The 19,177-nt window shown below is 62.0% G+C and carries 19 protein-coding genes and 1 pseudogene; 14 read left to right on the top strand and 6 right to left on the bottom strand.

Annotated elements, in window-relative coordinates; all coding sequences use genetic code 11:
• Nucleotides 1–7: 7 nt before the first annotated feature.
• The 3 genes from AC1Q9F_RS04250 to AC1Q9F_RS04240 all read right to left on the bottom strand — a co-directional run bounded on the left by AC1Q9F_RS04250 (nt 8) and on the right by AC1Q9F_RS04240 (nt 1,677).
• Nucleotides 8–349 (bottom strand): type II toxin-antitoxin system RelE/ParE family toxin, encoded by a 342-nt coding sequence (locus AC1Q9F_RS04250; protein WP_492619436.1) that lies wholly within the window; start codon nt 347–349, stop codon nt 8–10.
• Nucleotides 282–476, bottom strand: a complete 195-nt coding sequence (relB, locus tag AC1Q9F_RS04245; RefSeq protein WP_492618860.1) for a type II toxin-antitoxin system RelB family antitoxin — start codon at nt 474–476, stop codon at nt 282–284. Before relB ends, AC1Q9F_RS04250 begins: the two co-directional genes overlap by 68 nt.
• 253 nt (nt 477–729) lie before the next feature.
• Nucleotides 730–1,677 carry a SphA family protein gene (locus tag AC1Q9F_RS04240; RefSeq protein WP_207982954.1) on the bottom strand — a complete coding sequence of 316 codons (948 nt, stop codon included), beginning with the start codon at nt 1,675–1,677 and terminating at the stop codon, nt 730–732.
• A 211-nt stretch (nt 1,678–1,888) separates the two neighbouring features.
• Between AC1Q9F_RS04240 and AC1Q9F_RS04235 the strand changes: the two genes are divergently transcribed.
• The 11 genes and pseudogenes from AC1Q9F_RS04235 to AC1Q9F_RS04185 form a co-directional block, all read left to right on the top strand.
• Complete coding sequence (locus AC1Q9F_RS04235) at nt 1,889–2,923, top strand: AraC family transcriptional regulator (RefSeq protein WP_492618861.1); 1,035 nt, start codon at nt 1,889–1,891, stop codon at nt 2,921–2,923.
• A 56-nt stretch (nt 2,924–2,979) separates the two neighbouring features.
• Nucleotides 2,980–3,867, top strand: coding sequence for a Dyp-type peroxidase (locus tag AC1Q9F_RS04230; protein ID WP_492618862.1), 888 nt, complete (start codon nt 2,980–2,982; stop codon nt 3,865–3,867).
• Nucleotides 3,868–3,884: 17 nt separating this feature from the next.
• A complete protein-coding gene (locus tag AC1Q9F_RS04225; protein ID WP_207982950.1) occupies nt 3,885–4,853 on the top strand; it encodes a Gfo/Idh/MocA family protein in 969 nt (322 codons plus the stop codon).
• A 219-nt stretch (nt 4,854–5,072) separates the two neighbouring features.
• Nucleotides 5,073–5,825: a GntR family transcriptional regulator gene (locus AC1Q9F_RS04220; RefSeq protein WP_119429335.1), complete on the top strand. Its 753-nt coding sequence runs from the start codon at nt 5,073–5,075 to the stop codon at nt 5,823–5,825.
• Nucleotides 5,822–7,552, top strand: a complete 1,731-nt coding sequence (locus AC1Q9F_RS04215) for a fumarate reductase/succinate dehydrogenase flavoprotein subunit (RefSeq protein WP_492618863.1) — start codon at nt 5,822–5,824, stop codon at nt 7,550–7,552. Before AC1Q9F_RS04220 ends, AC1Q9F_RS04215 begins: the two co-directional genes overlap by 4 nt.
• Nucleotides 7,553–7,577: 25 nt before the next feature.
• A complete protein-coding gene (locus AC1Q9F_RS04210; protein ID WP_007959413.1) occupies nt 7,578–7,823 on the top strand; it encodes a 4Fe-4S dicluster domain-containing protein in 246 nt (81 codons plus the stop codon).
• Nucleotides 7,824–8,060: 237 nt separating this feature from the next.
• Nucleotides 8,061–9,464 carry an ABC transporter substrate-binding protein gene (locus AC1Q9F_RS04205; RefSeq protein WP_262161636.1) on the top strand — a complete coding sequence of 468 codons (1,404 nt, stop codon included), beginning with the start codon at nt 8,061–8,063 and terminating at the stop codon, nt 9,462–9,464.
• Nucleotides 9,465–9,599: 135 nt separating this feature from the next.
• Nucleotides 9,600–10,382, top strand: a complete 783-nt coding sequence (locus AC1Q9F_RS04200; RefSeq protein WP_492618864.1) for an ABC transporter permease — start codon at nt 9,600–9,602, stop codon at nt 10,380–10,382.
• Nucleotides 10,382–11,230 (top strand): ABC transporter ATP-binding protein, encoded by an 849-nt coding sequence (locus tag AC1Q9F_RS04195; protein ID WP_492618865.1) that lies wholly within the window; start codon nt 10,382–10,384, stop codon nt 11,228–11,230. Before AC1Q9F_RS04200 ends, AC1Q9F_RS04195 begins: the two co-directional genes overlap by 1 nt.
• Nucleotides 11,227–12,189: a HEAT repeat domain-containing protein gene (locus tag AC1Q9F_RS04190; protein WP_007959420.1), complete on the top strand. Its 963-nt coding sequence runs from the start codon at nt 11,227–11,229 to the stop codon at nt 12,187–12,189. The genes AC1Q9F_RS04195 and AC1Q9F_RS04190 overlap by 4 nt, the downstream gene beginning before the upstream one ends.
• Nucleotides 12,186–12,455: pseudogene (locus AC1Q9F_RS04185) on the top strand (DUF971 domain-containing protein); the annotation flags it as partial. The gene AC1Q9F_RS04190 and the pseudogene AC1Q9F_RS04185, both read left to right, overlap by 4 nt.
• A gap of 7 nt (nt 12,456–12,462) precedes the next feature.
• On the opposite strand, the gene AC1Q9F_RS04180 reads toward AC1Q9F_RS04185, so the two are convergent.
• From AC1Q9F_RS04180 to AC1Q9F_RS04170, 3 genes are all read right to left on the bottom strand, one after another.
• A complete protein-coding gene (locus AC1Q9F_RS04180) occupies nt 12,463–14,121 on the bottom strand; it encodes a phosphoethanolamine transferase (RefSeq protein WP_207982943.1) in 1,659 nt (552 codons plus the stop codon).
• Between the two features lie 161 nt (nt 14,122–14,282).
• A complete protein-coding gene (locus AC1Q9F_RS04175) occupies nt 14,283–15,020 on the bottom strand; it encodes a TorF family putative porin (RefSeq protein ID WP_492618866.1) in 738 nt (245 codons plus the stop codon).
• Nucleotides 15,021–15,122: 102 nt separating this feature from the next.
• Nucleotides 15,123–16,877 carry an amidohydrolase gene (locus AC1Q9F_RS04170; RefSeq protein WP_492618867.1) on the bottom strand — a complete coding sequence of 585 codons (1,755 nt, stop codon included), beginning with the start codon at nt 16,875–16,877 and terminating at the stop codon, nt 15,123–15,125.
• Nucleotides 16,878–16,980: 103 nt separating this feature from the next.
• Between AC1Q9F_RS04170 and AC1Q9F_RS04165 the strand changes: the two genes are divergently transcribed.
• Genes AC1Q9F_RS04165 through imuA form a run of 3 tightly spaced genes read left to right on the top strand, consistent with a single transcriptional unit; the run spans nt 16,981 to nt 19,171 of the window.
• On the top strand, nt 16,981–17,898 hold the full coding sequence (locus tag AC1Q9F_RS04165; protein ID WP_273901140.1) for a LysR family transcriptional regulator: 918 nt from the start codon (nt 16,981–16,983) through the stop codon (nt 17,896–17,898).
• Nucleotides 17,899–17,936: 38 nt separating this feature from the next.
• Nucleotides 17,937–18,554, top strand: coding sequence for a transcriptional repressor LexA (gene lexA / locus AC1Q9F_RS04160; protein ID WP_085695893.1), 618 nt, complete (start codon nt 17,937–17,939; stop codon nt 18,552–18,554).
• Nucleotides 18,554–19,171 (top strand): translesion DNA synthesis-associated protein ImuA, encoded by a 618-nt coding sequence (gene imuA / locus AC1Q9F_RS04155; protein ID WP_492618868.1) that lies wholly within the window; start codon nt 18,554–18,556, stop codon nt 19,169–19,171. Before lexA ends, imuA begins: the two co-directional genes overlap by 1 nt.
• Nucleotides 19,172–19,177: the final 6 nt, after the last annotated feature.

The raw sequence follows: 19,177 nt of genomic DNA, 5'->3' as shown, positions 1-19,177 counted from the left end.
CCTTTTTTTATGTTGCTGAAGTTGAGGGGTATTTTTGTCGGGCGTGAAGCACCCTCAGTATTTTGATGTGGCCATTCACTCGATAGACCAGCAGATAGTTCGGATGAATCACCATTTCACGAGTGCCAGGCACTCGGCCAGGTCGGTAACCATAAGGTATTGATGAAAGTCGCTGTGCTGCTGCACCCACCTTGTGTCTTAGCGAAATTGAAGCGTTGGTATTGTGTTGCTCGATGTATTTGAAGATGTCAGCCAGTTGACGCGAGGACTTGCTGCTCCATTCAAGCTGCAGCGCGACGCTTCCTGCGTATCTCTTCCAGCATCTGGTCGAGCATTGCCATAACTTCATCATGGGGAATGCCAGGGCTGGGGTCATCGAGTGCCTCCTGTACCTCTGCACGAAACCAGCGATCGTAGCTCTCGGCCTCTTCTTCGGATTCGAAGTCAGAGTAATACGGGGAAAGTAATAAGCTCATAGTGATCTCCGTGATCAATCTCAGCAGTTTAAGGGGGAATGGCCCATTGTCGTCACTGGCAGACGATGTACCCCATGAGCCCATGAAGGGCCATGGAGTAACGAAGCCCAGTATCTGCAAGCCCCCCTTTGAAATCTGCCGGACGTTTCCCACCGTTGTCCGGCAATCTCGACCGCCGCTGTAGGCCTATTCCTACCCTCTGTTTTTCAGGTTTTCAGCCTACAAATCCGCGCACGCCTTCCTACAAATGCACTCAGAACGCATACGGAATACTCACCTTCGCCCACAACATTTCCCCCTCTGGCCGGTTCTCTACGTCGAACTCCTTGGCCCAGCGAATCTCGGCGCTGGCGTACTTGAGAAAGGTGAAGTGCAGCGCCGGGCCGATGGCGAACACCTTGCCGCGTACGCCGTCGTTCACGTCTTCGCCGGCGAACTGCACGGTGTGGCCGAACTGTTTGTCGTCGGTGGTTTGCTTGAGGTAGTAGCCGTTGATGCCGAGCATCAGGTCATCGGTGATTTTGTAGCTGGCCGAGTAATCGAAGTGGAAGATCTGCCCGGACTTGTAGTCGGTGTCCTTGTTTTTCTCGTTGAAGCTGTAGGTGGTCTTCATCGACACCTCGGTGCGCTCGGTCGGCAGCCAGGTGAAGGAGAACAGCGGTTTGTAGGTATAGAAATTGTTGCTGGTGTTGGCCAGTCGGTCGACGCTGTATTCGCCGGTGGGCACGGTGATTTCCACGGCGGCGCCGAGGGTCAGATCCTTGCCCATGTCCCACAGGATAATCGGCGCGATGGTGGTGTCGCCCATGCCTTCGCGGGTATCGCTCAGGCCGAACACCGAGACTTCCTGCTTGAGCCACGGCTGGGCGATGTAACCGGCCAGGCGCCCGCCGAAGATCCGCACGGGGCTCAGGTAGTCGAGACGCGGGATGACGGCGGTGGACTCGATCTCGACATTCGGCACCTTGCCGCCGAACGAGCTGATGTTGAGCTTGGTCGCCTTGTAGTGGTTGTAGTAGAGGTTGAAGGCGACCATGTTCTCCGGAAGGCTGTCGACCTCCATCGGCAGCATGAAGAAGCCGTCGGTGCCGGGGCCGATGTTGTCGACGCCGGCTTCGGTGGCCAGCGCCGGCAGGGTCGCGGCGCAGCCGAGCAGGCTCAGCGCCAGTCGCACAGGGAATGTCGCGCGGTTCGGGGTCATGTCCGTCCTCATTATTATTGTGTTTGGGCGCAACGCCGGCACGCAGGACGCCCGGCCACTATAGAAATAAGCCCTTGGCGCACGACAGGGCAGGGTATTGGCGGACACGGAAGGGGACTTCTGCGGACAGCCCGTCAACCCTGTGCTAACTTCCTTCGACATAACCGGTTACAAAAATAACAATTCAGCGTGATCCGGAATGTCAGCCTCCATGAACGTAAAAGTCCAAGACCCCACCTTCGAACTGGCGCTGGTGTCGCCATTTCTCCTGCAAACCCTGGCCGAAGTCGCCGCCAACAAGGGCATCGAACCGCAGAGCCTGTGCCGTGGCCTGGGTTTTGATTTCGAGGATTTGCAGGATCCTTCGCAGCGGATTTCCTATCGCCAGGCCGTGGCCATGATCCAGCGTGCGCTTAAGGCTTTGCCCAATCAGGGGCTGGGCCTGTGGGTCGGGGCGCAGAACGTGCTAGGGACGCTGGGGCTGTTGGGGCATGTGCTGTCGCTGTGCAAGACCTTGCGCGACGCGTTCGAAATCGGGGTCCGGCATCAGCACACGTCCGGCGGGATCGTCGTTTCCAGTGTCGATGTAGTGGGCGACCAGGTGTACGTCGACGTTGAATGCCGGCTGCCATTTGCCGATGTGCAGGTGTTTGCGGTGGAAGAGTTTTTCGCCAGCCTGCTGGTCTACGGCCGGGCGCTGGTGGGCGAGACATTCAAGCCGATTGCCGTGGAGTTCATGCACGCCGCGCCGGATTACGTCGATGAATACCGGCGGCTGTTGGGGCCGGAGGTGCGTTTCGGGTGTCTGCACAATCGCATGCTGATCGACGTGCAATGGCTGGATGTGAACCTGCCTAACCACCATTCGCTGGCGCTGCGTCAGGCGGTCAAGTTGCTGGAGCTGGAAGCGGCGCAGGTGCATCAGAAACTCGATCTGATCCAGGCTGTGGAGCGGGCGATTGCCCGGGATCTGAGCCGGGGCAGTCACATCGAAAAGATCGCTGGTGACTTGAACATGAGCAGCCGTACTTTACGCCGGCGGCTGACTGAACATTCGCTGACGTTTGAGGCGCTGCTGGAGCAAGTGCGCCAGGCACGCACCATGAGTTTGCTGGCCAATCCTGAGATGCCGATCGAGCGGATTACCGAGGAAGTCGGTTACAGCGACGTGCGCAGTTTTCGGCGGGCGTTCAAGCGCTGGACGGGGAAGAGTCCGAGTGCGTGGCGCAGCGAGTGCGTCATCTGATCCCACACAAATCCTCCGGCTACAGTTAAACTCCGCGCTCTTTCCAAGGAGTCGACATGAGTTACTACCAGCCGGGCATCCTCGCCACCCCAGTTCCCCCGCAAGCACGTCACCTGTTTTTCGCCCTTGAGTCGGTTGAAGCGCTGCCGCAGGCGATCGACAACCTGCTGAACCTGGTGGACGGCAAGTCGGCGGTGGTCGGTTTCGGTGAGTCCCTGGCCAAGGCCCTGAATGTGAACATCGACGGTCTGCGCAGCTTCCCGGCGTTGACCGGCGTTGGCGTGGAAAACCCGTCGACCCAGCACGCCCTGTGGGTCTGGTTGCACGGTGTCGACCGTGGTGATCTGCTCAACCGCAGCACCGCGCTTGAGGCCGCCCTGGCCCCGGCGCTGCGTCTGGTGCAGATGCAGGAAGCCTTCCGCCACAAGGACGGCCATGACCTCACCGGTTATGAAGACGGCACCGAAAATCCGCATGACGAAGCCGCTGTCGCCGCCGCACTGCAAAGTGAAGGCGCCGATGGTCTGGTCGGTGGCAGCTTTGCCGCGATCCAGCAATGGCAGCACGACCTCAAGGGTTTCCATGCGCTGTCCGCCGAAGACAAGGACAACATCATGGGCCGTCGCCTGAGCGACAACGAAGAGATCGACGACGCCCCGGTGTCCGCCCACGTCAAACGTACCGCCCAGGAAAGCTTCGCCCCGGAAGCCTTCGTCGTGCGCCGTTCGATGCCGTGGATCGAAGGCGACCGCGCCGGCCTGATGTTCCTGGCGTTCGGCTTCTCCCTCGACGCCTTCGAAGCACAACTGCGCCGCATGAGCGGTCTGGAAGACGGCATCACCGATGGTCTGTACCGCATCAGCCGGCCGATCACCGGCGGCTACTACTGGTGCCCGCCGCTGCAAAACGGCCACCTCGACCTTCGCGCACTGCGCATCGGTTAAAACTCGGGAGGATAGCGATGAACGTAGTGCGCTGGGGCATGATCGGTTGCGGCAGTGTGGCTGAACGCAAGAGCGGGCCGGCTTTCTACAAGGCGCCCGGCTCGGCGTTGGTGGCGGTGATGGGGCGACGTCTGGAAGCGGTGACCGATTACGCGTCGCGTCACGGTATTGCTCGGACTTACACCGACGTCGATGCCCTGATCAACGATCCCGAGGTGGATGCGGTGTACATCGCCACGCCACCCGACAGCCACCACGCTTACAGCCTGCAAGTCGCCGCCGCCGGCAAGCATTGCTGCGTGGAAAAGCCGATGGCGCTCAACGCCGGGCAAAGCCGCGAGATGCAGCAGGCGTTTGCCGATGCCGGCCTGCACCTGTTCGTCTCCTATTACCGCCGTTCGTTGCCGCGTTTTCAGCAGGTTCGGCAATGGCTGGAGCAGAAGCGTATCGGCGAGGTGCGGCATCTGAGCTGGACGCTGACCAAGGCACCATCACCGAAGGATCTGGACGGCAGCGCAAACTGGCGCACCGATCCGGCGGTGGCGGGTGGTGGTTACTTTGCGGATCTGGCCAGCCACGGGCTTGACCTGTTTCAGTACCTGCTCGGCGACATCGTCGAAGTCGCTGGCTTCACCGCGCGTCAGGCCGGGTTGTACGCGGCGGAGGATGCGGTCAGCGCCAGTTGGCGATTCGCTTCGGGCGCATTGGGCATGGGCTGCTGGAGCTTTGTCGCGGATCGGCGCGAGGATCGGGTCGAGATCATCGGCAGCAAAGGACGGATCGGTTTTTCGGTGTTCGACGAGCATCCGGTCGAGCTGCATGCCGACGAGGACATCAGCCTGGAAATCCCTCACCACGAACACATTCAGTGGCACCACGTACTGGGCATGAACGCGCAGATTCGCGGTGACTCCCGGCACCCGGCAATCGCCGCCGAAGCCCTGAAGACCGATTGGGTCATGGATCAGATCCTCAAACGCCAATAATTCCCCAGACCACACCGTCCCCCCTGTGGGAGCGAGCTTGCTCGCGATAGCGTCCTGTCAGTCAATAACTTTGGTGACTGATACACCTCTATCGCGAGCAAGCTCGCTCCCACAGGGGATGGTGTTGCGCATCTAACCTTATGCTCATTCGGTATTTCTCAAGCTTGTCATAACGTCTCTAAGATCATGTCATAACTCGTTATAACAAGTGATCCCGTGATGACCGATAACGTTCTTTCCCTTGGCAGCGTTCCGCTGCACACCCAACTGCGCGACGTGCTGCGCGCCCGGATTCTCGACGGCGAATACCCGCAAGACAGCCAGATGCCGTCCGAAAGCGAGCTCGGCACGCTGTTCAAGGTCAGCCGCATCACCGTGCGCCAGGCCCTGGGCGATCTGCAGAAAGAAGGGCTGATCTTCAAGATCCACGGCAAAGGCACCTTCGTCGCCAAACCCAAGACCTTTCAAAACGTCAGCACCCTGCAAGGCCTCGCCGAGTCCATGACCGGCCGTGGCTACGAGGTGATCAACCGCCTGCGCAGTTTCAAATTCATCGCCGCCGACAAACTGGTCGCCGAGCGATTGCAGGTCGCCGAAGGCGAAATCGTCGCGCAGATCAAACGCGTACGGCTGATCAACCGCGAGCCGATCTCGCTGGAAATCACTTACCTGCCCAAAGCCGTCGGCGAACGGCTGGAGAAGGCTGATCTGGTCACCCGCGACATCTTCCTGATCCTTGAAAACGACTGCGGCATTGCCCTCGGCCACGCCGATCTGGCCATCGACGCGGTGCTGGCCGACAGCGACCTGACCCAGGCGCTGAACGTCGAGGCCGGCTCGCCGATCATGCGCATCGAGCGTCTGACCCACGACGCCAACGGCCAGCCGCTGGACTTCGAACACCTTTACTACCGTGGCGATGCGTTCCAGTACCGCCTGCGGATCGACCGGCAAAAAGGGGAGCAGGCATGAGTCGAACGACACTCGAACAGGAATACGACATCGTCGTGATCGGCGGCGGCACCGCCGGCCCGATGGCCGCGATCAAGGCCAAGGAGAAAAACAAGGATCTGCGCGTGCTGCTGGTGGACAAGGCCAACGTCAAGCGCAGCGGCGCGATCAGCATGGGCATGGACGGCCTGAACAACGCGATCATTCCCGGCCACTCGACGCCCGAGCAGTACACCAAGGAAATCACCATCGCCAACGACGGCATCGTCAATCAGGCGGCGGTATACGCCTATGCGACGCACAGTTTCGAAACCATCGAGCAGCTCGACCGCTGGGGCGTGAAGTTCGAGAAGGACGAAACCGGCGATTACGCGGTGAAGAAAGTCCACCACATGGGCGCCTATGTGCTGCCGATGCCGGAAGGGCACGACATCAAGAAAGTCCTGTATCGCCAGTTGAAGCGCGCGCGGGTGAGCATCACCAACCGACTGGCCTGCACCCGTTTGCTGACCGACGAGGAGGGCGCCGTCAACGGTGTGATGGGGTTCGACTGCCGCACCGCCGACTTCCATGTGATCAAGGCCAAGGCAGTGATCCTCGCTTGCGGCGCTGCCGGTCGACTCGGTCTGCCGTCCTCGGGTTACCTGATGGGCACCTACGAAAACCCGACCAACGCCGGCGACGGTTACGCCATGGCGTATCACGCCGGGGCCGAACTGGCGAACCTCGAGTGCTTCCAGATCAACCCGCTGATCAAGGATTACAACGGCCCGGCCTGCGCCTACGTCACCGGCCCGCTCGGCGGCTACACCGCCAACAACAAGGGCGAACGCTTCATCGAGTGCGACTACTGGAGCGGGCAGATGATGTGGGAGTTCCACCAGGAGCTGGAGAGCGGCAACGGCCCGGTGTTCCTCAAACTCGATCACCTGGCCGAGGAAACCATCCAGAACATCGAGGAAATCCTCCACAGCAACGAGCGCCCGAGTCGCGGCCAGTTTCACGCCAATCGCGGCACCGATTACCGCACGCAGATGGTCGAGATGCACATCTCGGAAATCGGTTTTTGCAGCGGCCACTCGGCGTCCGGCGTGTGGGTCAACGAGCGGGCCGAAACCTCGGTGAAAGGTTTGTACTCGGCCGGTGACATGGCCGCCGTGCCGCATAACTACATGCTTGGCGCGTTCACCTACGGCTGGTTCGCGGGCCACAACGCGGCGGAGTTTGTCGCCGGGCGCGAGTTCTCCGCACTGGATGCCGAGCAGATCGAGAAGGAAAAAGCCCGGGTCTACGCACCGCTGGATCGCGAACACGGTCTGCCGCCGGCGCAGGTCGAGTACAAGCTGCGGCGCTTCGTCAACGACTACCTGCAACCGCCGAAAGTGACCAAGAAAATGGAAATCGGCCTGCAACGCTTCAGCGACATCGAACGCGATCTCAACGAGATGAAGGCCAACAACGCCCACGAACTGATGCGCGCCATGGAAACCAGCGTGATCCGCGACTGCGCCGAAATGGCCGCCCGCGCCTCGCTGTTCCGCGCCGAAAGCCGCTGGGGCCTGTACCACTACCGCGTCGATCACCCACAACGGGACGACCGCGAATGGTTCTGCCACTGCCACCTGAAGAAGGGCGAGGACGGACGCATGACCAGTTTCAAGAAAGCCGTCGAGCCTTACATCATCCCCCTCGATGCCGAGGAAATGCAGGCTTACGACCGCCTTCGGGTCGGTGCTTTCGCCGCTTGAGGCATCACTAGAGAGAGTCCGAACCATGGCCTACCAAGCCCAGGAAATCTTCTTCCGCTCCAACGCTCCCGTCACCGTGGACGAGGACAAATGCATCGCCGAAAAGGGCTGCACCGTGTGCGTCGACGTCTGCCCGATGGACCTGCTGGCGATCAACCCGGCCACGCAAAAGGCCTACATGGCCTTCGATGAATGCTGGTACTGCATGCCTTGCGAAAAGGACTGCCCGACCGGTGCGGTGAAAGTCGAAATCCCATATTTACTGCGTTGACCGGTAGTCCGCTATCGCGAGCAAGCTCGCTCCCACAGTGGATTTAAGCCAGCCGCAAATAATGAGTACACCGACGATCATGTGGGAGCGAGCTTGCTCGCGAAGAGGCCCGCACAGACAACACAAAAGCCATCCGTAAACCCCGGACGCTGGACTCACCAAACACCCCTCGTTTCCCACCGCGCCCTGATCGCGGCGGAGACGAACATCCTATAAATGATTCGAGGGGATTCAACCATGTTGCGTGCAGCAATCGCCGGTCTGGTACTGGCTTCGTTCACCCTGTCGGCCTCGGCCGAAACCATCCGCATTGCCATCGGCACCCAGGACACCACCATCAACTGCGCCGCTGGCGGCCTGTTGATTCGCGAGCTGGGCCTGCTCGACAAATACCTGCCTCACGACGGCGCCTACAAAGACGCCAAGTACGACGTGCAGTGGAAGAACTTCACCAGCGGCGCACCGCTGACCAACGAGATGGTCGCCGGCAAACTCGACTTCGGCGCCATGGCCGATTTCCCCGGGGCGTTCAACGGTGTGGCGTTTGAAACCGCCGGCAAGCACAGCCTGTTCATCAGCGTGTTGTCGGGCAGCATCAAGGGCAGCGGCAACGGCATCGTGGTGCCGAGCGCGTCGGGCGTGCAGTCGCTGAGCGAACTCAAGGGCAAGACCATTTCCGTGCCGTTCGCCTCCACCGCCCACGGCATGTTGCTGCGCGCCGTGGCGGAGCAGGGCTGGGACCCGCTCAAGGACGTGAACATCATCGCCCAACCGCCAGAGGTCGCAGGTTCAGCGTTGCAGGCCGGCAAGATCGACGCCCACGCTGACTTTGTACCGTTCGCCGAACTGTTCCCGAGCCGCGGCTTCGCCCGCAAGATCTACGACGGCGCCCAGGCCAATGCGCCGACCTTCCACGGTGCGCTGGTCGATCAGGCCTATGCGAAAAAGTACCCGGAAATCGTCGTCGCCTACCTGCGCGCCAGCATCGAGGCCAACCAACTGCTGGCCGCCGAACCGGAGAAATACAGCGAACTGATCGCCAAGGTCACTGGTGTCGATGCCGAGGTCAATTACCTGTTCCATGGCCCGCTCGGCGTGCAGACCCGCGACCTGAGCTGGAAGCCGGAATATCGCCAGGCTGTGGGCACCGCGATTGACACGCTGAAGCTGCTGAAGAAGGCCGATCGCGGGCTCGATCTGAATACCTTTATCGACGATCAGTACATTCGTGCGGCGTTCAAGGCTTCGAATCTGGATTACACCGCGCAACTGGCCAACTACGCGCAGACGCCGTTGAAGTCGGTCGATGCGGTGACCGGGAAAGCGATTTCGGATTTCAGTCATGTTGCGGAAATCTGGGTGCGCGGTGAGGACAAGGTTCGGCGGTATGCCTCGGCTGAAGAGGCGTTCACTGCGTTGGCCGGTCTGAAGTCGGAAGGCAAGAATATTCGGGCGGTGTATGCGCAGGCGAGTGACAGCGGGATCAAGTTGCTGGCGGAGCAGGCGTGGTTTGCCAGTGATGCGAAGGGGCGCCTTAGCGCGTTTTTGTTGAAGGGGCAGGCGCAGCAGTACGCTTCGGCCCAAGGCGGCAAAGTCTTTGATTTCACCGATGCCACCGCGCAGGCCGTGGCCAGTCGTTAACCCGATAACAACTCGGTCAACTGTGGGAGCGAGCGTGCTCGCGAAGGCGTCCGGTCAGCCGGTGCAACTTTGCCTGACCTATCCGAATCGCGAGCAAGCTCGCTCCCACATAGAGTCGGGGTGAGAGGAATTATTGTGTTCAGACCTTATCGACGCTGGCTCCCCAGAGCCGCCTCATTGCTGCTCTGCCTGCTCTTCTGGCAACTAGCCGCCAGCCACCACTGGAACCTCGGCCTCGTCACCTTCGCCAACGTGCCAACCCCGCTGGCCGTGATCGAAGCCGCCCTCGGCCTCGGCGACTCCGGCAAACTCATCCAGCACCTGACCGCGAGCCTCAGCCGGGTCTTCGCCGGCTACCTCGCCGCACTGCTGACCGGTATCGCCCTGGGCCTGGCCATCGGCCGTTCAAAGTGGGCCGAAGACCTGCTGCTGCCACCGCTGGAGGTCCTGCGCCCAATCCCCGCCGTCGCCTGGATTCCACTGGCCATCCTGATGTTCCCGTCCTCCGAACTGTCGATGGTCTTCATCACCTTCACCGGCGCGCTGTTCCCGATCCTGCTCAACACCGTGCACGGCGTCGAAGGCGTCGACCCGCGCCTGATCGCCTCGGCCAAAAGCCTCGGGGCCGGACGTCGGGCGATCCTGCTGGAAGTGATCCTGCCGGGCGCCGCACCTAGCATCATCACTGGCCTCGCGATCGGCATGGGCACCTCGTGGTTCTGTCTGGTGACTGCCGAAATGATCTCCGGCCAGTTCGGCATCGGTTACTACACCTGGGAGTCCTACACCATCCAGAACTACGCCGACATTGTGGTCGGCATGTTGCTGATCGGCGTGTTGGGCATGGGCAGCAGCCTGCTGATCAAACGCCTGGGCGGGCTGTTCACGCCTTGGCATCGACCACGAGGAAAGGCCTGATGAGCGTCATGCAAACCCCGGAAGGGCGGATCGATATCCGTCATCTCTCCATCGTCCTCGGCGAAGGCCGGCAAGCATTCGAAGCGGTGCAGGGGCTGGATTGCCAGATCGAACCCGGCCAGTTCGTGTGCATTCTCGGCCCGTCCGGTTGCGGCAAATCGACCTTGCTCGGCGCGCTGGCCGGGCATCTGCAGCCCCATGGGGGGCAGTTGAAAGTCGATGGCGCCGAAGTGTCCGGCCCGTCACCGCAACGCGGCATGGTGTTCCAGCATCACACCTTGTTCCCGTGGCGCACGGTGCGCGACAACGTTGCCTTCGGCCTGAAAATGCGCGGCATCGGCAAGGCCGAGCGCCATCGCGCTGCCGACGACATCCTCAAACTGGTCGGCCTCGAAGGCTTCGCCGAATGCTGGCCCGATCAACTTTCCGGCGGCATGCAGCAACGGGTGGAGATCGCCCGGGTGCTGGTCAATCGCCCACGGCTGTTGCTGATGGACGAGCCCTTCGGCGCACTGGACGCGCTGACCCGACTGAACATGCAGGAACTGCTGCTGGACATCTGGACGCGGATTCGCACCACCGTGGTGTTCGTCACCCATGACATCGACGAAGCGCTGTTCCTCGCCGACCGTTTGTTGGTGATGAGCGCACGACCGGGGCGAATCATCGAAGACCTGCGCCTGGATTTCCCCCGGCCACGCACCACCGAACTGGTGACCAGCCACGAGTTCTCGCGCCTCAAACGCCATTGCCTCGACCTGCTGCGCCACGACAACGACCGACCGCTGCCGCGCCTCAATCCGCTCGGTTTGCCTCCAGAAAACTCCTTGCCGCGATTTGCCCTATGACCTCATTTTTTGCTGTGACCGATAACGACGACATTCTCGCCCTGCAACCACGCCTGACCGCCGATGACGCCGGTGTGCGGAGGATTGCCCTGATCGATCTGGCCGACCTCGAAGAGCCGGACGGTCTGCTCTGGCTGGTCGAGCGACTGGCCGAAGACCCTGCCGAAGAAGTGCGTGCCGAAGCGGCGCGCCTGTTGGAAGCCTGGGAAGACGAGCCGGTGGTTGAAGCGCTGTGCCAGGCCCTGACGGATCCGTCGCCGGCGGTGCAAGCCGCTGCGGCGCAGAGCCTGAGCCTGCTCAAGACCGAAGCCGCGGGCAGGGTGATTCTGCCGTGGACCAGCCATGCCGAAACCGGCGTGCGGATTGCCGCGTTCCGGGCCTTGCGTGAATTGCGTTTCCCCGGCGCTGCGTCGGCCGCGATTCAAGCGCTGAACGATGCCGACGCCAGCGTGCGCCGCGAAGCCGTCGGCGTGCTCGGCTGGCTCAAGCAGCTCGACGCGTTGCCAGCCCTGGCCCGCCTGGCGAGTGATGACCCGGACACCGAAGTGCGCCGCGCCGCCACCGGCGCCCTGGGCCTGGCAAGTGATGCCGAAGTGCTGCCCGCGTTGCGTCAGGCTTTGCAGGATCAGGCGTGGCAAGTGCGCGAAGAAGCCGCGACCACCCTCGGCAAGGTCGGCCACACCGACGCGGGTCCGGCGCTGATCGAAGCCTTGGCCGACGACTACTGGCAGGTGCGCCTGCGCGCAACCCGCAGCCTCGGGCGCCTCAAGTACGTCGCAGCCCTCGACGCCCTGATCGACACTCTCGGCCATCGCATCAGCAACCTGCGCAAGGAAGCCGCGCTGGCCCTCGGCGAATTGAACGATCGCGGGGCGGTGGCGGCGTTGCAGGCCGCGCAGGACGATGGCGACCCGGAAGTGCGCAAAGCCGTGCGGATTGCGTTGAGTCAGCTGCAATGAATCCGCTGTCGGTCGGCAATTCCCAAAGTGAGCAGAGGTTGCGGCTTAGCTGGCCGGATGGCCGCGAGCAGTTGCTCGACCATGCCGAACTGCGTCGCCAGTGTCCGTGCTCGCAGTGCCGGGCGTTCCGCCTGCGGGGTTCGCCGCCAATGGTTGACCCGCGTGTGCGGGTCATCGAATTGAACGCTCAGGGCTACGGCCTGCAACTGGTGTTCAGCGACGGCCACCAGCGCGGGATTTACCCGTGGGCCTTTCTGGCGCAGTTAGTTGGGATCACTGTCCCGCCGTCATCGCCGGCCGACAGCCATGGAAAATATCCAGCCCCGGCTGATACAGCGACGTCCTGACCTCGAACAACCCCAGCACCGAGTGGAACAGGTTGTCATGGCTCAGATCCGGCTGGCTGCTTTTGCCTTGCAGGCAGCCACGGTCGATGCCGAGTTGCGAGAGGGTGTTGTTGCCGAACCACATCACCATCGGCACATGGGTCTGGGCTTCCGGCGCCAGCGCATAGGGCGCGGCGTGCAGGTACAGGCCGTTCTCGCCCAGTGATTCGCCATGGTCGGACACGTACAGCATCGACGTATCGAGATGGTCCTGATTGCGCTTGAGCAGCTCGATCACCTTGGCCAGGAAATGGTCGGTGTAGAGGATCGTGTTGTCGTAGACGTTGACCAGTTCGTCACGGCTGCAACTGCCCAGCTGGTTGGTGTGGCAGATCGGTTTGAAGCGCTCCATGTCCTTCGGATAGCGCTCGTAGTATTCCGGGCCGTGGCTGCCGTCGGCGTGCAGGACGATGATCGCGTTGCCCTTGAGGCTGTCGATGTAGCCTTGCAAGTCGGCCAGCAACGCTTCGTCGAGGCAGTTGTTGCCGTCGCAGAACGGCCCCGGCTGGGTCTTTTCGATGTCGCGGTTCGGCACGCGCAGGCAGGTGCCCTTGCAGTCGCTGTTGTTGTCCAGCCACAGCACCTGCACGCCGGCCCGTTGCAGGATGTCCAGCAGGCCTTCGTAGGTTTTGCCTTTCTTGTCGCTGTAGTCCTCGCGCGGGAACATCGAGAACATGCACGGCACCGACACTGCCGTCGAAGTGCCGCAGGAATGCACCTGGGTGAAGTTGAGGATGTCGAGTTTGCTCAGCTCGGGATTGGTCTCGCGTTCATAACCGTTGAGCGAGAAGTGGTCGGCCCGGGCGGTTTCGCCGACCACGAACACCATCAGCGACTTCTTCTCGCGACCGGCGGCCTTGGCGCTCATCACTGCGTCTTCGCCGATGGCCTGCACCACGAAATGCTTTTTGATCCCCAGCCGCTGCTTGGTGTATTTGCTGATCGCGTAGATGTAGTTGGTCGGGTTGATGAAGTGGGTGAGCTTGTCTTCCTCGCGAAAGATCGGCGCGTAGGTCGAATAGAACGCGCCCACCGAAGCGCCGATCACCAGCACGCAGGCCGCGATCACCAGCACCTTGTTCAGCAAGCCCCGAAAGAACGGCCGATAAACCACCGGCCAGCGCCAGATCAGCACGGCCGGCAACACACCGAGCAACAGCACGTAAGCCAGCAGTTTGCCGCTGAACAACGCCGTGGCTTCCCCGGGATTGGTTTCGAACACGTTCTGGATCATCACCGTGTCGATGGTGATTCCGTATTCGTTCATGAAATACGCGGCGCAGGCGGAGAGCAGGGCCACCAGCGTGAGCGCCGGTTTCAGCGTCCAGCGAAACGAGACCAGCGTCAGCAGCAGCGTGATCGCCGCCCACAGAAACAGCCCGAAGGACGCGAAAAACGCCAGTTTGTGCGCGCCTTGCAAGGTAATCAGCGTTCCCAGCGCCTTCCAGGTCGCCAGGTTGTACAGCGCCACCAGTGCCAGCGAAAACAGCAGCACCAGACGGGTCGGAGTGATGGACGGTAAACGCAGTCCTTTGCCCAAAGCCATTTCGATACTTTCCTCTACGTCAGTCGAAAACCCATACGGTTACGCGCGTAACTGTAGAAGAACATTGGTAAAAATTCCGTAAACATCCGGTAACAAAATCACGGTAAGTGCAAAAAATGTGGGCGCCAGCAGGCCGGCTCCCACGGGAGGTTTGCGGCAGATCAGAAGGATTTGCTGACGCTGGCGACGACCGTCGCCGTGCACACGTCCTTGAAGCCCCAGCTGCTCAGGCACTGGCTCTGCGATAGGTCGGTGTCGATGTAGCTCAGGCCCAGCACCACGCCGGCCAGGTTATGGGTCAGTTTGACTTCCCACTCCCGGTAGGACTCTTCGCTGTGACCGGACGCCGAATACATATGCGGATCTTTGAAGTCCATGTTGCCGTAGCGCAGCTTCAGCCCGGAATCCAACGGCAATTCGGTTTCATAGCCGATATAGCTGTAGAGCGAACTCTGTTTGCTGTCGATGCCCGGCGCATCACTGGAGTAATAGGCCGCGAGTTTCACGCCGTAGGCGCTGAGAATCGAGTACACCTCGCTCTGGTTGAACTGGCTCTCCTTGGGATACGCGTATTTGATGTAGCCCAGATCCAGACTCACAGCCTCGGTCGCCTGCCACAGCCAGCCGGCGTAGTAATCGACTTCCTGACGGGTTTTCAGGCCGCCGCCGAAATCGACGTTCGAGCTCCACGCGCCGAGGTACAGGCCGCTGCTGTGGGCCAGGGTCAGACCGGCCTGCAGGGCCGGGTCGTTCTGGGTCTGGGAGATGCCGCGGGTGCGGTAGTCGCTGGCCAGGGTCAGGTCGACCAGCACCGCGAAATCATCGCTCAATGGGATCGCGTGGCTGCTCAAGGGCAGCAGGCTCAAGGAAGTGAGGGCGAACAGGGGCAAGGCTTTCATGTGAAGTCCCGTTGTTGTGGTTGTTATGGGCAGGAAGCGGGCAAGGCTGCGCCGGACCCCGGCGACGGGCGCGGGGTCGGGCAGCGGATACGGCGATTGTTATTAGAGGGTAGGGGCGTAGACCTGACGGCCGGCGAACCAGGTTTGCAGGACCTGAGTGTCATGCAGGGCTTTGTCATCGACGCTGAACACGTCGCGATCGAGCACGATGAAGTCGGCCTGTTTGCCGGGGCTCAGCGAGCCGATCTGTTGTTCCAGGCCGATGGTCCGCGCGGCGTTGGCGGTGTAGGCGTAGAACATGGTTTCGCGGTCCAGGCGTTCGTCGGCGTTGAGCACGCCCAGCGGCCCGGTGCGGGTGATGGCCTGGGCCATGGCGTTCCACGGATTCGGCGAGGACACCGGCCAGTCGCTGGCGCCGGCAATCGTCGCGCCTTGCTTGAGCAGCGAATGCGCGGGGTATTGATAGCGAAAGGCGAGGGCGCTGACGTAAGGCTTGATCATGTCGGTGGTGTAGTCGTCGGCGCTGGCCCACAGCAGTTGCATCGATGCAATCACGTTCAGCGGCTTGAAGCGGGCGAACTCCTTCGGGTTGACCATTTGCAGGTGGGTGATCGAGTGCGTCACGCCGCTCTGCCGGTCCTTGCGCGCCTGGGCGATGCCGTTCAGAGATTCGCGCACCGCGCGGTCGCCGATGGCGTGGATGTGCACCAGCCAGCCGCGCTGGTCGATGGCGCTGACCAGTTCGCCGAAATGCTGTGGATCGATCAGCAACTCGCCCTGTTTGTGCGAGTTGCTGTAGGGATCGATCATCGCGGCGCTCTGGGCCGGGTATTCGATCACGCCGTCGGCGAAGATCTTGACTCCCGGCAGCGTCAGGTTGGGGATCCCCTGGAACTGCTGGCGAACCTTGTCGAGGGTGTCGAGATCGGCCGGGACGCTTTTCGGGTTGGCCACCAGCAGCGCGGCGACGTGGGCGGTCATGCCGCCGCTTTCCGACAGGGCTTTATAAGCTGGCAATACGCCGACGGTTTTCTCGGTGGGCTTGAGGGCGAACACCGGCTCGCCCGGCGCGGCGTTGGCGGCGGGGTCCATCCACGCGGTGATGCCGAGGCTGTTGTTGAAACGCACCGCCGATTGCGCAGCCTTGAGCATGTCGGCCGGGCTCGGCACCGGCATTTTCGAGGCGACGCGATCCCAGCCGGCGTCGACCACAAAGCCGTTCGGTTCACCGCTGGGCAGTTTGCCGATGGTGTCTTTTTCTGCGTCCGGCAGGGTTTTCAGCAGCGCGGCGTCGATACCCGCCCGCTTGAGCATCACGTTGTTGGCCCACGCCGTGTGGTGGTCGCTGCCGGTGAACACCACCGGCACGGCGGCCCATTCGCCGTGGTTGAAGATTTTGCCCAGCGCTTCAGCCTTGGCCCAGTACGCCGAACTCATGCCGGCCACACTCAACACATCGCCATGCCGGGCCTTGCCGTCTTCACGCCAGCCGCGTAGGCGTTTTTCCAGTTCGTCGAGTTCGACCATTTCGTCTTCCATGTTGGCCGAGACCATTTCCAGCCCGCCGAAAATCGCGTGGGAATGGCTGTCGATCAGGCCGGGCATCAGCGCCTGGCCTTTGAGATCGATCACCTGGGTGCCGGGTTCGATCAAGGCCTTGATCTGCGCTTCGCTGCCGACCTTCAGCACCTTGCCGTTCTCCACGGCCAGCGCCTGAACCTTCGGTTGAGCGCGGTCGGCGGTGAAAATCTTGCCGTTGAGCAGCACCAGATCAGTGGCGGCCATGGCTTCCATCGAGGCAAAACTCATAGCGGCGATCAGCAGATTTTTTGTGAAATGCGGGATGAATCTTTTCATTGAACATTTCCTTGTTATTGCGTCTGATGGCCAGATTAGTGGCTGCCAATGCCCGACAGAACGCCTCCCTCACGAAAAACGTTTTTGCCTGAATGGAAAAAGCATGGACAAGCTGGGTGCACTGAAAATGTTCGTGGTCACCGCGCAGCTCGGCAGTTTCAGCCGCGCTGCCGAGCAACTGGGCAAGACCCCGTCGGCCCTGACCAAAGCGGTCAATCATCTGGAATCCGAACTTGGGGCGCGGCTGTTCGAGCGCAGCACGCGGCGGATCCTGCTGACCGAAATCGGCCGGCTGTATCTGGAAACCGCACGACAGGTATTACAACGGCTGGATGAGGCCAGCGAAGAAATCGAGCAGTTGCAGCACGGCCTGCGCGGCAGCCTGAAAATCACCGCACCGCTGGCTTACGGGCGGGCGTTTCTCGATCAGGTGTGTGACGGCTTTTTGCAGCAATACCCGCAGATCAGCCTGCAAGTGGATTTGTGCGACGAGTTCGTCAATCTGCTGGAAAGCGGTTACGACCTGGCGTTGCGCGAGGGGCACGATGATTTGCCGGGGCTGATTGCGCGGGTGGTCGGCAGCAATCGCCTGGCGCTGTGCGGCAGCCCCGAATACCTGGCGCGCAAGGGCTTGCCGGTCACGCCGCAAACCCTCGATCAGCATGAATGGCTGCTGTACCGGCATCCGTTGCTCAGCCGCGAATTCTGGTGGGCCGAACGCGACGGCCAGCGCCTGAGCCTGGCGCAACCGGCGGCGCCGCTGTTGCGCAGCGACAATTACGATTTGCTGCTGGCCAGCGCTTTGGCCGGGCGCGGTTTGCTGCACACGCCATTGTGGAGCGCTGCGCCATACATTGCCGATGGGCGACTGGTGCGGGTCATGGCCGATTACGAGATCGATCCGGACAGCTTCGGCCCGCACATTCTGGCGGTGTACCCGAGCCATCGACGGGCGACGGCCAAGGTTGTGGCATTTATTGATTACATCGCGGAGTTTCTGGCGGAGCGCGGTTTGAGCTGACTGGCGGTGCTTGTCAGGAAATTCCCACAGGAGTACAAATGTACTCCATGACAAATCTGACTCCCCGCCGTACCGCCATCCTGACCTTTATCCGCGAACGCATCGCCGAACACGGTCAGCCCCCAAGCCTCGCTGAAATCAGCGAGGCTTTTGGTTTCGCCTCCCGCAGCGTGGCGCGCAAGCATGTGCTGGCGCTCACCGAAGCCGGGTTCATCGAGGTCAATCCGCATCAGGCCCGGGGCATTCGCCTGCTCGGGCAACCTGCGCGGCCGGAACTGCTCGAAGTCCCGGTACTCGGCCGGGTGGCTGCCGGTGCGCCCATCGGCGCCGATGCCGACCTGCACAATCGGCTGATGCTCGATCCTGCGCTGTTCTCCCGTACACCCGACTACATGCTGCGGGTGCAGGGCGATTCGATGATCGAGGACGGGATTCTCGACGGCGATCTGGTCGGCGTGCGCCGCAATCCCGAGGCGCTCAACGGCCAGATCGTGGTGGCGCGACTCGACGGTGAGGTCACCATCAAACGCTTCGAGCGGATCGGCGATGAGGTTCGCCTGTTGCCGCGCAACCCGGCGTACCAGCCGATTGTGGTGCGGGCCGATCAGGACCTGGCCATCGAAGGGGTGTTCTGCGGTCTGGTGAGGCAAGGCTGATGGGTGCCGTCGTTGCGCTGGATACGCTGTTCAATGGCGGCCAGGTCTGGAAGGGCCGGCCTGCGCCACCCGCCGCCAGCCCGCAACCCACCGGGCACGCCGCGCTGGACGCAGCCTTGCCCAGTGGCGGCTGGCCGGAAGCGGCGCTGAGCGAAATCCTGCTGGCCGGGCCCGGTGTCGGTGAGTTGCAACTGGTGTGGCCGACGTTGGCGCGGCTGTCGGCGGCGGGCGAGCGCATCGTGCTGGTGGCGCCGCCGTTCGTGCCGTACCCGCAGGCCTGGGCCAATGCCGGGGTCGATCTGCGCCAGTTGTCGGTGATCCAGGCCAGCGAGCGCGATGCGTTGTGGGCGGCGGAGCAATGCCTGCGCTCGGGCAGTTGCGGCGCGGTGCTGTGCTGGCCGCACAAGGCTGATGACCGTGCCTTGCGCCGTTTGCAGGTGGCGGCGGAAACCGGCCAGACCCTGGCGTTCGCGTGGCGGCCGTTGAGCGAAGCGGTCAACCCGTCGCCCGCTGCGCTGCGGATTGCCATCGATGCCCGCCCGGCGCAGTTGCGCGTGCTCAAGTGCCGGGGCGGTCTGGCGCGCAGCGCCCCGATTGCCTTCGCCGCGGGGCATTGAGGTCGC

It is taken from the genome of Pseudomonas sp. GW823-FHT04A03, assembly GCF_058796615.1.
This window is presented reverse-complemented; position numbering and strand designations above follow the sequence as displayed.

Coding starts and splice junctions, on each gene's coding strand:
- AC1Q9F_RS04175 (WP_492618866.1), bottom strand. CDS start 15,020: ATGAAAGCCTTGCCCCTGTTCGCCCTCACTTCCTTGAGCCTGCTGCCC.
- lexA (WP_085695893.1), top strand. CDS start 17,937: ATGTACTCCATGACAAATCTGACTCCCCGCCGTACCGCCATCCTGACC.
- imuA (WP_492618868.1), top strand. CDS start 18,554: ATGGGTGCCGTCGTTGCGCTGGATACGCTGTTCAATGGCGGCCAGGTC.
- AC1Q9F_RS04170 (WP_492618867.1), bottom strand. CDS start 16,877: ATGAAAAGATTCATCCCGCATTTCACAAAAAATCTGCTGATCGCCGCT.
- AC1Q9F_RS04215 (WP_492618863.1), top strand. CDS start 5,822: ATGAGTCGAACGACACTCGAACAGGAATACGACATCGTCGTGATCGGC.
- AC1Q9F_RS04165 (WP_273901140.1), top strand. CDS start 16,981: ATGGACAAGCTGGGTGCACTGAAAATGTTCGTGGTCACCGCGCAGCTC.
- AC1Q9F_RS04250 (WP_492619436.1), bottom strand. CDS start 349: ATGAAGTTATGGCAATGCTCGACCAGATGCTGGAAGAGATACGCAGGA.
- AC1Q9F_RS04220 (WP_119429335.1), top strand. CDS start 5,073: ATGACCGATAACGTTCTTTCCCTTGGCAGCGTTCCGCTGCACACCCAA.
- AC1Q9F_RS04225 (WP_207982950.1), top strand. CDS start 3,885: ATGAACGTAGTGCGCTGGGGCATGATCGGTTGCGGCAGTGTGGCTGAA.
- AC1Q9F_RS04205 (WP_262161636.1), top strand. CDS start 8,061: ATGTTGCGTGCAGCAATCGCCGGTCTGGTACTGGCTTCGTTCACCCTG.
- relB (WP_492618860.1), bottom strand. CDS start 476: ATGAGCTTATTACTTTCCCCGTATTACTCTGACTTCGAATCCGAAGAA.
- AC1Q9F_RS04190 (WP_007959420.1), top strand. CDS start 11,227: ATGACCTCATTTTTTGCTGTGACCGATAACGACGACATTCTCGCCCTG.
- AC1Q9F_RS04195 (WP_492618865.1), top strand. CDS start 10,382: ATGAGCGTCATGCAAACCCCGGAAGGGCGGATCGATATCCGTCATCTC.
- AC1Q9F_RS04180 (WP_207982943.1), bottom strand. CDS start 14,121: ATGGCTTTGGGCAAAGGACTGCGTTTACCGTCCATCACTCCGACCCGT.
- AC1Q9F_RS04210 (WP_007959413.1), top strand. CDS start 7,578: ATGGCCTACCAAGCCCAGGAAATCTTCTTCCGCTCCAACGCTCCCGTC.
- AC1Q9F_RS04235 (WP_492618861.1), top strand. CDS start 1,889: ATGAACGTAAAAGTCCAAGACCCCACCTTCGAACTGGCGCTGGTGTCG.
- AC1Q9F_RS04240 (WP_207982954.1), bottom strand. CDS start 1,677: ATGACCCCGAACCGCGCGACATTCCCTGTGCGACTGGCGCTGAGCCTG.
- AC1Q9F_RS04230 (WP_492618862.1), top strand. CDS start 2,980: ATGAGTTACTACCAGCCGGGCATCCTCGCCACCCCAGTTCCCCCGCAA.